This is a genomic window from Pantoea sp. y20 (assembly GCF_054903455.1).
This window is the reverse complement of the sequence record NZ_CM142816.1, coordinates 2,851,529-2,863,899: the sequence shown is the minus strand read 5'-3', so window position 1 is coordinate 2,863,899 and position 12,371 is coordinate 2,851,529. Positions and strand designations below refer to the sequence as shown.

General features: G+C 54.8%; 9 protein-coding genes. 4 read left to right on the top strand and 5 right to left on the bottom strand.

Annotated features, from left to right (window positions below; translation table 11 throughout):
• The first annotated feature begins 60 nt into the window (after positions 1-60).
• On the top strand, positions 61-513 hold the full coding sequence (locus ACYAC5_RS13320) for a GNAT family N-acetyltransferase (protein ID WP_309833849.1): 453 nt from the start codon (positions 61-63) through the stop codon (positions 511-513).
• Between the two features lie 29 nt (positions 514-542).
• On the opposite strand, the gene ACYAC5_RS13315 is transcribed toward ACYAC5_RS13320, so the two are convergent.
• The gene (locus tag ACYAC5_RS13315) at positions 543-2,201 is read right to left on the bottom strand and encodes a glucan biosynthesis protein D (RefSeq protein WP_101763662.1); all 1,659 of its coding nucleotides are present in this window, start codon (positions 2,199-2,201) and stop codon (positions 543-545) included.
• A gap of 291 nt (positions 2,202-2,492) precedes the next feature.
• Between ACYAC5_RS13315 and elaB the strand changes: the two genes are divergently transcribed.
• On the top strand, positions 2,493-2,801 hold the full coding sequence (gene elaB / locus ACYAC5_RS13310) for a stress response protein ElaB (protein WP_008105125.1): 309 nt from the start codon (positions 2,493-2,495) through the stop codon (positions 2,799-2,801).
• A 144-nt stretch (positions 2,802-2,945) separates the two neighbouring features.
• Complete coding sequence (locus tag ACYAC5_RS13305; protein ID WP_309833863.1) at positions 2,946-4,142, top strand: nicotinamide mononucleotide deamidase-related protein YfaY; 1,197 nt, start codon at positions 2,946-2,948, stop codon at positions 4,140-4,142.
• A gap of 37 nt (positions 4,143-4,179) precedes the next feature.
• On the opposite strand, the gene yfaE is transcribed toward ACYAC5_RS13305, so the two are convergent.
• The 4 genes from yfaE to ubiG all read right to left on the bottom strand — a co-directional run bounded on the left by yfaE (position 4,180) and on the right by ubiG (position 9,480).
• Complete coding sequence (gene yfaE / locus ACYAC5_RS13300) at positions 4,180-4,440, bottom strand: class I ribonucleotide reductase maintenance protein YfaE (RefSeq protein WP_061717835.1); 261 nt, start codon at positions 4,438-4,440, stop codon at positions 4,180-4,182.
• A 2-nt stretch (positions 4,441-4,442) separates the two neighbouring features.
• Complete coding sequence (nrdB, locus tag ACYAC5_RS13295) at positions 4,443-5,573, bottom strand: class Ia ribonucleoside-diphosphate reductase subunit beta (protein ID WP_192411476.1); 1,131 nt, start codon at positions 5,571-5,573, stop codon at positions 4,443-4,445.
• 53 nt (positions 5,574-5,626) lie between these two features.
• A complete protein-coding gene (gene nrdA, locus ACYAC5_RS13290) occupies positions 5,627-7,912 on the bottom strand; it encodes a class 1a ribonucleoside-diphosphate reductase subunit alpha (protein ID WP_101763666.1) in 2,286 nt (761 codons plus the stop codon).
• Between the two features lie 842 nt (positions 7,913-8,754).
• Positions 8,755-9,480, bottom strand: a complete 726-nt coding sequence (gene ubiG, locus ACYAC5_RS13285; RefSeq protein ID WP_462061901.1) for a bifunctional 2-polyprenyl-6-hydroxyphenol methylase/3-demethylubiquinol 3-O-methyltransferase UbiG — start codon at positions 9,478-9,480, stop codon at positions 8,755-8,757.
• A gap of 176 nt (positions 9,481-9,656) precedes the next feature.
• Between ubiG and gyrA the strand changes: the two genes are divergently transcribed.
• Positions 9,657-12,296 (top strand): DNA topoisomerase (ATP-hydrolyzing) subunit A, encoded by a 2,640-nt coding sequence (gene gyrA, locus ACYAC5_RS13280; protein WP_110866580.1) that lies wholly within the window; start codon positions 9,657-9,659, stop codon positions 12,294-12,296.
• The last annotated feature ends 75 nt before the right edge of the window (positions 12,297-12,371 follow it).

Below are 12,371 nucleotides of genomic sequence, written 5' to 3'. Positions count from 1 at the left end.
TGGCATAGCCGGTGTGATATTCTCATCGGATCCCTTTTTTCGCTCAGACAAGGAAGCACCATGGAAATGCTTTGGCTTGATTGCCACCACAGTGAACTGACAGCGCAACAACTCTACACTTTGCTGGCACTGCGCAATCATGTCTTCATCGTGGAACAAAACTGTCCTTATCAGGATATTGATGGCCAGGATCTAGCTGCCGAAAATCGCCACATTCTCGGATTTCTCGACGGTAAGCTGCTGGCCTATGCGCGCGTGTTAACGCCAGCGCTAGACTCTGCGCCGGTAATGATTGGTCGTGTGATTGTTTCTGAAGAAGCACGCGGTTTGAAGCTGGGCTATCGCTTGATGGAGAAGGCGCTGGAGAGCTGTGAAAAGTATTGGTCGCAGCGCGCTATTTATCTCTCTGCGCAGGCACATCTGGAAGGTTTCTACGGTCGTCTGGGCTTTGAAGCGGTGACCGAAGTGTATATGGAAGATGAGATTCCCCACATCGGCATGCAGAAAGCATAACGGCGAGGATTGCTCCTCGCCGTCAATCATCAGCCTGGCGTCATCTGCCGGTCATCAACGTATTTACGTTGATCTGGCGGCGGCGGGAAGTACTGATAAAGCCAGGTTTCACTCAGCGTCTCATCTTTGGTACGCAGGAACAGGCGCATATCAACCGGTTTGGTCGAGTCGCTGTTTGGATACCAGTCAAACAGAATGCGGTAACCGTTGAGTGGCTCGACGTAAAGAATCTCAACCTGCTTGAATGTGCCTTCTGAAACGGTAATCACCGGCTCAATACCTTTCGGCGCTGCGGCTTTCAGATCGCCACCAACAAAATCAATGGCAAAACGACGTGACCAGGTATCCGGGAAGTGTTCGCCTGGCGCCCAACCTTCCGGGAAGCCGCCGATACCGGTGCGCGTGGCATCGACACGCGCCAAACCACTGCGCACTGGTGGCAACTGGCTCCAGTAGAGTTTGTACTGGAAGCTGAACTCGCTACCGGCTTTCACCGGTTCTGAAGGCTGCCAGAAGCACACCACATTATCGAGCGTTTCACCAGTGGTTGGAATCTCCATCACGTTAATGGCGCCTTTGCCCCATTTACCAATCGGTTCCACCCACAAGCTTGGACGTTTGTCGTACCAGCCAATCACATCCTGATAATTTTTGAAGTCATGATCGAGCTGCAACAGGCCGAAACCACGCGGGTTTTCGTCCTGATAGGCGTTGAACTGCAAACGCTGCGGGTTGTTCAGCGGACGTGCAATCCATTCGCCTTCACCGGTCCACATCGCCAGACGATCGGAGTCGTGGATTTGTGGATGGTAAGTGTTGCACATGCGGCGCTCGTTGGTGCCACAACTGAACATGCTGGTCATTGGCGCAATGCCAAGCTGGCGGATGTCGTTACGTGCAAACAGATGGTTTTCCACCTCCATCACGACGCGTTTCTCCTCGCAGTGAATGGTGAACTTGTAGGCACCGGTGACGCTCGCGCCATCCAGCAGGGCGTAGACCACGAAAGTAGTGTCATCCGCTTTTGGTGTTTCGAACCAGAACGCGGTGAAGTCCGGGAACTCTTCTTTGCCGTTGCTGAAGGTGTTGACCGCCACGCCGCGCGCGGAGAGGCCGTACTGGAAGGTTTCATCAACCGCACGGAAATAGCTGGCGCCAAGGAAAGAGACGATATCGCGGCGCGCCAGTTCAGGCTTCTTAAACGCACGGAAACCGGCAAAGCCGAGATCGGTTTTACCGACCAGCTGCCTGGTATCAACGTTGGCGTTGTGATAATTGAACAGCTCCGGACGGAAGTGGATCTCACGCGCTTCACGGCTCTGGGCATCGACCGAGAACATGCGGATGCGGCGCTTGAAGCCCATACCGACGTGGAAGAATTGCACGTCCAGCTGACGATCGGGGATGTTATTCCACAGCGAGTGATTGGCGTCGTACTGAATTTCGTTATAGGCCTGCGGAGTGAGATTGGCCAGGGTGTCGGGCAAGGGGCCGGGGGCGCCGCCCCAGGGCTGTTTTGCCAGCGCGGAGGCTTTCTTTTTCAGTGAGTCGAAATCGAAGCGAACCGCGGTACCGTCGGCGATACCATCATCGGCCCAGGCGGATTGTGCAAACAGCGTGGAGAGACCCGTCATGCCGCTAACAGCGGAGAGGGCCATGGACGCTTTCATAAATTTTCTACGATTCATGCCGGAAATCTAATCCTTAGCTGCTCGGGTGTATTTTGACTCTCGTAAGACGAGAAGCGTCTGACTACAGGGGGTTACGACAGTCGTGAAAATAAATAATTCAGTCTGCGGAAAATTTATCAGATTAATCAAATAAGCGAAGCAGAATTCGCGTAGCGGCAGCGTACATGACACAACTTTGCACTGCGGTGGATGAAACTCGGTGAAAACCTTGCAATCGCCACCCAGCAAATCTGCAATTTATGACTATAGTTAAACCACAACGAGCAAGGAACATGGAGGAACTACATAGTGTCATCTTCAGATCAATTTGAAACGCACCTTGACGACGACCTGGCGCTGCTAACGGAAACGCTGGAAGAAGTGTTACGCGCATCAGGCGATCCGGCCGATCAGAAATATATCGAGCTGAAACTCAAAGCTGAACAAGCGCTGGAAGACGTGAAATCGCGCGTTAGCCAGGCGTCAGACAGCTATTACTATCGTGCCAAGAATGCGGCCTATCGCGCCGATGATTATGTGCATGAAAAACCGTGGCAGGGGATTGGCATCGGTGCTGCCGCTGGCCTGTTTGTCGGTTTACTGCTGGCTCGACGTTAAGTTCCAACGGGCGCGACACGCTTCGCGCCCGCTTCCTGATTGCCTCGCCGCTTTTCCCGCTAAATCCCTGTTTCGCATCATCCGCAATTGTGTTTCGCCTGCGCGCTTCCTACAGTAAAGCGACAGGGAAAAGGAGAACGCAACGTGATACGTGTAGAAATGCTCTCAACGGGCGATGAAGTGTTACATGGGCAGATTGTCGATACCAACGCCGCGTGGCTGGCCGATGTGCTGTTCCAGCACGGTTTGCCGATGACCAGCCGTAGTACCGTCGGTGATGCAATGACCTCGCTGGTGGAGGCGCTGCAGAGCCGCAGCCAGATTGCTGACGTGCTGATCGTGAATGGCGGTTTAGGACCGACCAGTGACGATCTCAGCGCGCAGGCCGCAGCCATTGCCAGCGGCAGCGAGTTAGTTATCCAGCAAGCCTGGCTGGAAAAAATGGAAGACTGGTTCGCCAGCCGCGGACGTGTGATGGCGCCGAGCAACCGCAAGCAGGCAGAAATCCCCGCCATTGCTGAGATGCTCGATAATCCGGTCGGCACCGCATGCGGCTTCGCGCTGCAGCTCAATCGCTGCTGGATTTTCTTCACCCCTGGCGTGCCGTCGGAATTTAAAGTGATGGTTGAGCAGGAGATTATTCCGCGCCTCAAAGCACGCTTTGAACTGCCTGAGCCACCATTGTGTTTGCGCCTCACCACCTTTGGGCGTGGGGAAAGTGACATTGCCGCCGAGTTGGAGCCGCTCCTGCTGCCGGAAGGCGTGGTGATGGGCTATCGCTCATCGATGCCGATTATTGAAATTAAACTCACCGGACCCGCCAGCCAGCGCGTGGCGATGGAGCAAGTGTGGCAGCAGGTAAAACTGTTGCTGGCTGAATGCACCATTTTTGAAGGCACCGAAGGTTTACCGGCGCTGCTGGCGCGCGAGTTGCAGCAGCGTGGCTTCCATTTGGCGCTGAGCGAGCAGTTCACCGCCGGCTTACTTAACTGGCAGCTGGCCGCTGCGGACGTGGCGCTCAGCAAAGCAGAGATTCTGCCGCCGCAGCATGAAGATCTGGAAGCGCAGGTTGCGCGCACGCGTGACTGGGCGAAACAGCAGGGCGCGGCGCTGGCGTTGTCGGTGGGAAATTTAGTGGAAGGCGAAGTATCGATTGCGCTGCATACGCCGGAAGCCAGCTGGGGCCAACGCGTAAAGTTCACTCATGGACGTCATAACGTGGAAACGCGGCAGAAAGTGGTGGCGATGATGGCGATGAACATGTTGCGTCGCTGGCTGCACGGCAGTGAAGTCAGCACCGGTCACGGTTGGATTGATGTGCTGGAAACGGTGAAACGCTGATTGGTCACCAGGTCGCCATCAATGGCGGCCTGGTCAATCACAGCTCGATCTCAATCTCCCCTTTGGCGCGACAGCAGCACGGCAAAATCTCGCCTTGCTGCACAAACGCCAACGGGGTTTCGGCATAATCCACTTCGCCTTTCAGCAAACGCATGCGGCAAGAGCCGCAGTAGCCTTCGCGACACTGAAACTCAACGCACAGATTATTGGCTTCCAACGTCGCCAGCAGATTAGGGTGATCTTCTGCGCACTCCAGCCTGGAGCCGGAGCTACGCAGAATAACAACAGAGCGGCTCATGCTTACAGCTGGAAGCCGTCGAAATCGTCTTCGCCCACTTCAGAATCAATCTGACCGACCAAATACGAGCTCACTTCAACTTCCTGCGGTGCAACCTGTACGTTGTCCGACACCAGCCACGAGTTGATCCATGGAATGGGGTTGGAACGCGTCTGGAACGGCAGATCAAGACCCACCGCCTGCATACGGATGTTGGTGATGTACTCGATGTACTGGCACAGAATGTCTTTGTTCAGGCCAATCATCGAGCCGCCGCTGAACAGGTAGTCTGCCCACTCTTTTTCCTGCTCGGCTGCCTTCTTGAACAGATCGAAGCATTCATCACGACACTCCGCGGCGATGGCTTTCATCTCTGGATCGTCTTCACCGGTGCGCAGCAGGTTCAGCATATGCTGGGTGCCGGTCAGATGCAGCGCTTCATCGCGTGCAATCAGCTTGATGATTTTGGCGTTGCCTTCCATCAGCTCGCGCTCGGCGAAAGCAAATGAACAGGCGAAGCTGACGTAGAAGCGAATCGCTTCCAGCGCGTTGACGCTCATCAGGCAGATATAGAGCTGCTTTTTCAGATCGCGCAGGTTAACGGTAACGGTTTTACCGTTGACCTGATGCGTACCTTCACCCAGCAGATGCCAGTAACTGGTCATCTCGATCAGGTCATCGTAGTACTTCGAGATATCTTCGGCGCGCGCCAGAATCTGCTCGTTGGTGACGATATCGTCAAACACCACCGCCGGATCGTTAACGATGTTACGGATGATGTGCGTGTAGGAGCGCGAGTGAATGGTCTCGGAGAACGCCCAGGTTTCAATCCAGGTTTCCAGCTCAGGGATGGAAATCAGCGGCAGCAGCGCCACGTTCGGGCTACGACCCTGAATCGAGTCCAGCAGCGTTTGATACTTCAGGTTGCTGATGAAGATGTGCTTTTCATGCTCCGGCAGCGCCTGGTAATCGATGCGATCGCGCGAGACGTCCACTTCTTCCGGACGCCAGAAGAAGGAGAGCTGCTTCTCAATCAGCTTTTCAAAGATGTCATATTTCTGCTGATCGAAACGGGCAACGTTGACGGACTGGCCAAAGAACATCGGCTCTTTTAGCTGGTCATTTTTGTTCTGCGAGAATGTGGTGTAAGCCATTTTGAGTCCAAATGTGAAGAGGGCCGACCAATGTCGGCCCTGACAAGATGAGATTAGATCTTACATGCGCCGCTTTCGCAGCCATCATCCTGAATGGAAGGTGCCAGATCGTCCTGTGCATCTTCTGCACCGTCGCGGGTGTTTTGATAGTACAGGGTTTTCACGCCGAACTTGTACGCGGTCAGCAGGTCTTTCAGCAGCTGTTTCATCGGCACTTTGCCATTCGCAAAGCGGCTCGGATCGTAGTTGGTGTTCGACGAAATCGCCTGATCGATGAACTTCTGCATCACGCCAACCAGCTGCAGATAACCGTCGTTGGACGGCATTTCCCACAGCAGTTCGTACTGGTCTTTCAGACGCTCATACTCTGGCACCACCTGACGCAGAATGCCGTCTTTCGATGCTTTGATGCTGATGTGTCCGCGCGGCGGCTCAATGCCGTTGGTGGCGTTCGAAATCTGCGAAGAGGTTTCAGACGGCATCAGCGCAGAGAGCGTTGAGTTGCGCAGACCGTGCGTGGTGATTGACTTACGCAGGCCTTCCCAATCCAGATGCAGCGGCTCGTTGCACACCGCGTCGAGATCCTTTTTATAGGTATCGATCGGCAGAATGCCCTGCGAGTAAGTGGTCTCTTTAAACCACGGGCACGCACCTTGCTCTTTCGCCAATTCGTTCGAGGCTTTCAGCAAGTAGTACTGAATGGCTTCGAAAGTTTTGTGCGTCAGATTATTGGCGCTGCCATCAGAGTAACGCACGCCGTTTTTCGCCAGGTAATACGCGTAGTTGATCACGCCAATACCCAGCGTACGGCGGCCCATGGCGCCGCGTTGTGCTGCCGGAATGGGGTAATCCTGATAATCCAGCAGTGCATCAAGCGCACGCACCGCAAGGGTGGCCAGCTCTTCCAGATCGTCAAGGCTGTTAATCGCGCCCAGGTTAAAGGCAGACAGCGTACACAGGGCGATTTCGCCGCTTTCGTCATTGACGTCGTTCAGCGGTTTGGTCGGCAGTGCGATCTCGAGGCACAGATTCGACTGACGAACTGGCGCGATACTTGGATCGAACGGGCTGTGCGTGTTGCAGTGATCGACGTTCTGAATGTAGATACGGCCAGTTGACGCACGCTCCTGCATCATCAGTGAGAACAGCTCAACGGCTTTCACGCGCTGTTTGCGGATGCTGTCGTCTTTCTCGTATTTGGTGTACAGACGCTCGAACTCGTCCTGATCGGCGAAGAACGCATCGTACAGGCCAGGCACGTCAGACGGGCTGAACAGCGTGATGTCTTCACCTTTCAGCAGGCGGGTGTACATCAGTTTGTTGATCTGTACGCCGTAATCCATGTGACGCACGCGGTTGCCTTCAACACCGCGGTTGTTTTTCAGCACCAGCAGGCTTTCAACTTCCAGATGCCACATTGGGTAGAACAGCGTCGCTGCGCCGCCACGTACGCCGCCTTGTGAGCAAGACTTCACGGCAGTCTGGAAATGTTTGTAGAACGGAATACAACCGGTGTGGAACGCTTCGCCACCGCGAATCGGGCTACCCAGCGCACGAATGCGGCCGGCGTTGATGCCGATACCGGCGCGCTGAGAGACGTATTTCACAATGGCGCTGGAGGTGGCATTGATAGAGTCGAGGCTGTCGCCGCACTCAATCAGTACGCAAGAGCTGAACTGACGCGTTGGGGTACGCACGCCGGACATGATTGGCGTTGGCAGCGAGATTTTGAAGGTTGAGATCGCATCGTAGAAACGCTTCACGTAATCCATACGGGTTTCGCGCGGATAGCCAGAGAACAGGCACGCCGCCACCAGAATGTAGAGGAACTGGGCGCTTTCGTAGATTTCGCCGCTGACGCGGTTCTGCACCAGATATTTCCCTTCCAGCTGCTTAACCGCTGCGTAGGAGAAATTCATGTCGCGCCAATGGTCGATAAACGCGTCCATCTGCTCGAACTCTTCGGTGCTGTAATCTTCCAGCAGATGGCGGTCGTATTTGCCCATCTCAACCATTTTCACCACCTGATCGTACAGCTTCGGCGGCTCAAACTGGCCGTAGGCTTTTTTACGCAGGTGGAAGATAGCCAGACGCGCAGCCAGGTATTGGTAATCCGGCGCATCACGCGAGATCAGGTCTGCGGCAGCCTTGATGATGGTCTCATGAATGTCAGAAGTTCTGATGCCATCGTAGAACTGAATGTGTGAGCGCAGTTCAACCTGTGAAACTGAAACATTGTTCAGCCCTTCGGCTGCCCAATCCAGTACACGATGAATTTTGTCGAGATCAATGCGCTCCTGGCGGCCATCGCGTTTAGTAACGAGCAGACTTTGGTTCATGTCGCGTTTTTACCTGTCCATGCATGAATGACGTATTTATCCCCCATGTATGCACAAGGTTTATGCACAAGCCGCTCGTTGTGAGTAAGCCTGTGGATAAACACTATATATAGGGGGTGCGGGAAGTTTGAACAACAATATGGTGAGTATTCTAGTCAGCAATCTCTTCTTAACAAGAGTTGATTTTCACTAAAAAATCGTCATTACCGGCTGGCTAAAATCCTGGATCCGCATGCCGCAAGGCCTGCACTTAGTGTCAACCGCTCAACACTTTTTTTTCACTTTATGATCGGACGCGTGTTTCTTGCTCAACCACCGCGCCTCAGGAATTTTCTTAGACAAAAAAAGCCCCGACAAGGCCGCCAGCAGCGAACTTATCTAAAAGTGCTTATGAATTTTTTGTGACTTGCTTAGCCTATAAAAAAGGCTGGTACGCGTCTAAAAGGAAATTGATCTGGATAGGGCCAAAATTAGGGGATAAGAGGTCGCCATGAATGACGTAATGTTTGTTAGTTAAGCCAACGACGAGTGCGCTGGCCGGGGCCACTTTTGGGCCGGCGGTCCTCGCGCCGCTAGCGCAGTACCTTCACTTCGTTCGTCTGCCTGACGGACCGGCGGAGACGGGACTTCCATGTCCCGGCTCCGCCTTTCGCCCGCGTCCTGCGGGCTCTCCTGGCTTCCTCGCTTCGTTCAGCGCTGCGGATTGCCGGACCAAAAGTGGCCCCGGCCTGCTCGTAAGCTCCAGTGCGTGTTGTTGAAAAGGGCTCATTTGCCCGTGAAGCAGATGTGCAAGGGCCCGCACGTATGATGAACGTACTTTCTGAAATCTAAGCTGGCAGTCATCACTCCTGACGATGCGTATGAATAATGTAGTTCACATCGACACCGCGACCCAGACGGAACTGGTTGGTCAGCGGATTGTAGTGCAGGCCAATCATATTTCTTTCACGCAGCGGCGTTTCATCCACCCAGTTCAGCAACTCGGCGGGACGGATGAATTTCTTCACGTCGTGCGTCCCGCGCGGCACCATGCGCAGCACATACTCGGCACCAAATACCGCCAGCAGCCAGGCTTTTGGATTGCGGTTGATGGTGGAGAAAAACACTTCGCCGCCGGGCTTCACCAGCTGCGCGCAGGCTAAGACTACCGAGCGCGGATCCGGCACATGCTCCAGCATCTCCATGCAGGTCACCACATCATACTGCCCGGCGTGACTTGCGGCGTGATCTTCCACGGTTTTCTGCACGTAGTTAACGCTAACGCCGCTCTCCAGCGCATGCAGACGCGCCACTTCCAGCGGCTCAGCGCCCATATCCAGGCCGGTAACCTCAGCGCCTTCACGCGCCATGCTCTCCGCCAGAATGCCGCCGCCGCAGCCGACATCGAGCACTTTCTTGCCGAACAGGCCATTACTATGCTGCGCTATCCAGCCAAGTCGCAGGGGGTTAATACGGTGCAACGGCTTAAATTCACCCTCTAAATCCCACCAGCGGGATGCCACGGCCTCAAACTTGGCGATCTCGGCGTGGTCGACGTTCTGGCGGCTTTCCTGCGGTTGTTCACTCATTGAATCATCACTCCAGACAAAATATTCCCTCAGTATAAACGCTTAACTCACGCGAACGCATCTCTCACGCTCAAGGAAAAGCGGGATTAAGGCCTGGTTAACGTTCACCGAAGGGAAGCAATGTGATATACTTTCGCACCTTTAAATCCGGGATTATGTAGAGGGATAGCGGCTCCATGAGCGACCTTGCGAGAGAAATTACACCGGTCAATATCGAAGAAGAGTTGAAAAACTCCTACCTCGATTACGCCATGTCGGTCATTGTTGGCCGAGCCTTACCCGATGTGCGTGATGGTCTGAAGCCGGTACACCGCCGTGTGCTTTTTGCCATGAGCGAACTGGGCAACGACTGGAATAAACCCTATAAAAAATCCGCCCGTGTGGTCGGTGACGTCATCGGTAAATATCACCCGCACGGCGATTCCGCGGTATACGAAAGTATCGTGCGTATGGCCCAGCCATTCTCCCTGCGCTACATGCTGGTTGACGGTCAGGGTAACTTTGGTTCGGTCGACGGCGACTCCGCCGCAGCGATGCGTTATACCGAAGTCCGCATGGCAAAGATCTCTTCGGAGCTGCTGGCTGACCTGGAAAAGGAAACCGTCGATTTCGTGCCGAACTATGACGGCACCGAGCAGATCCCTGAAGTCCTGCCAACTAAAATTCCTAACCTGCTGGTAAACGGCTCTTCCGGTATCGCCGTTGGTATGGCAACCAACATTCCACCGCACAACCTGACGGAAGTGATCAACGGCTGTCTGGCGTTTATCGAAGATGAAGACATCACCGTTGAAGGTCTGATGGAGCACATCACCGGGCCAGATTTCCCGACGGCGGCCTTCATCAATGGTCGTCGTGGTATTGAAGAAGCCTATCGCACCGGGCGCGGTAAGATTTACATTCGCGCACGTGGCGAAGTGGAAACCGATGCCAAGACCGGCCGTGAAACCATCATCGTGCACGAACTGCCGTATCAGGTGAACAAAGCGCGTCTGATCGAGAAGATCGCCGAGCTGGTGAAAGAGAAGCGCGTGGAAGGCATCAGCGCACTACGTGACGAATCTGACAAAGACGGCATGCGTGTTGTCATTGAGATCAAACGCGATGCGGTGGGTGAAGTGGTTCTCAACAACCTCTACTCGCTGACACAGCTGCAGGTCTCTTTCGGCATCAACATGGTGGCGCTGCATCAGGGCCAGCCGAAGATCATGACGCTGAAAGGCATCATCGAAGCCTTCGTGCGTCACCGTCGTGAAGTGGTTACGCGTCGTACCATTTTCGAACTGCGTAAAGCGCGCGATCGTGCTCACATCCTTGAAGGCCTGGCGATTGCGCTGGCTAACATCGACCCGATCATCGAACTGATTCGTCGTGCACCAACGCCAGCCGAAGCGAAACTAGGCCTGCTGGCGCAGTCGTGGGATCTGGGTAACGTTGCCGCGATGCTGGAACGTGCCGGTAATGACGCTGCACGTCCGGAATGGCTGGAAGCCGAGTTCGGTATTCGCGATGGTCAATATTATCTGACTGAACAGCAAGCGCAGGCGATTCTGGATCTGCGTCTGCAGAAACTGACCGGCCTCGAGCACGAAAAGCTGCTCGACGAATACAAAGAGCTGCTGGATCAGATTGCTGAGCTGCTGCACATCCTGCAAAGCGCTGAGCGCCTGATGGAAGTAATCCGTGAAGAGCTGGAGCTGATGCGCGATCAGTTCGGCGACGCACGTCGTACTGAAATTACCGCGAACAGTGCAGACATCAACATCGAAGACCTGATCAATCAGGAAGACGTTGTGGTGACGCTGTCGCATCAGGGTTATGTCAAATACCAACCGCTGACCGACTATGAAGCCCAGCGCCGCGGTGGTAAAGGCAAATCCGCCGCACGTATTAAAGAAGAAGACTTTATCGATCGTCTGCTGGTGGCCAACACCCACGACACCATTCTGTGCTTCTCCAGCCGCGGCCGTCTCTACTGGATGAAGGTCTATCAGCTGCCGGAAGCCAGCCGTGGTGCGCGCGGTCGTCCCATCGTCAACCTGTTGCCGCTGGAAGCCAACGAACGTATCACCGCCATTCTGCCGGTGCGTGAATACACCGAAGGCTTCAACATCTTCATGGCTACCGCGAGCGGTACCGTGAAGAAAACCGCGCTGCAGGAGTTCAGCCGTCCGCGTAGTGCGGGCATCATCGCCATCAACCTGCGTGAGGATGACGAGCTGATTGGCGTGGCGCTGACCAACGGTAGCGACGAAGCGATGCTGTTCTCTGCCGCCGGTAAAGTGGTGCGCTTCGCTGAAACGGCGGTACGTGCGATGGGCCGTTCGGCTTCGGGCGTTCGCGGTATCAAGCTGGCTGAAAGCGACAAAGTGGTGTCGCTGATTGTGCCACGCGAAGAGGGCGCGATCCTCACCGTGACGCAGAACGGTTACGGTAAACGTACCGCCAACAGCGAGTATCCAACCAAGTCGCGTGCGACCCAGGGCGTGATCTCGATTAAAGTCACCGAACGTAACGGACCGGTTATCGGCGCGGTACAGGTGGTGGATGGCGATCAGATCATGATGATCACCGATGCCGGTACGCTGGTGCGTACTCGCGTATCGGAAGTCAGCGTGGTAGGCCGTAATACTCAGGGCGTGATTCTGATCCGTACAGCGGAAGATGAAAACGTGGTGGGTCTGCAACGCGTCGCGGAGCCGGTGGAAGAGGAAGAACTCGATGCCATCGACGGTAGCGTAGCGGAAGGCGAGGAAGATATCGCGCCGGAAGTGGACAGCGACGACGAAGCACCAGAAGCTGACGACGAAGAGTAATTCGTAACGGCTTTATTAAGCGGCAGGTCAGGAAACTGGCCTGCCGTTTTTTTATCTGAGTTTTCCCCTAAAGGT

Bases quoted from the DNA above. Each gene is read 5' to 3' on its own strand.
- ACYAC5_RS13320 (WP_309833849.1), top strand. From the start codon at position 61: ATGGAAATGCTTTGGCTTGATTGCCACCACAGTGAACTGACAGCGCAA.
- ACYAC5_RS13315 (WP_101763662.1), bottom strand. From the start codon at position 2,201: ATGAATCGTAGAAAATTTATGAAAGCGTCCATGGCCCTCTCCGCTGTT.
- yfaE (WP_061717835.1), bottom strand. From the start codon at position 4,440: ATGAGCCGCTCTGTTGTTATTCTGCGTAGCTCCGGCTCCAGGCTGGAG.
- nrdB (WP_192411476.1), bottom strand. From the start codon at position 5,573: ATGGCTTACACCACATTCTCGCAGAACAAAAATGACCAGCTAAAAGAG.
- nrdA (WP_101763666.1), bottom strand. From the start codon at position 7,912: ATGAACCAAAGTCTGCTCGTTACTAAACGCGATGGCCGCCAGGAGCGC.
- ubiG (WP_462061901.1), bottom strand. From the start codon at position 9,480: ATGAGTGAACAACCGCAGGAAAGCCGCCAGAACGTCGACCACGCCGAG.
- gyrA (WP_110866580.1), top strand. From the start codon at position 9,657: ATGAGCGACCTTGCGAGAGAAATTACACCGGTCAATATCGAAGAAGAG.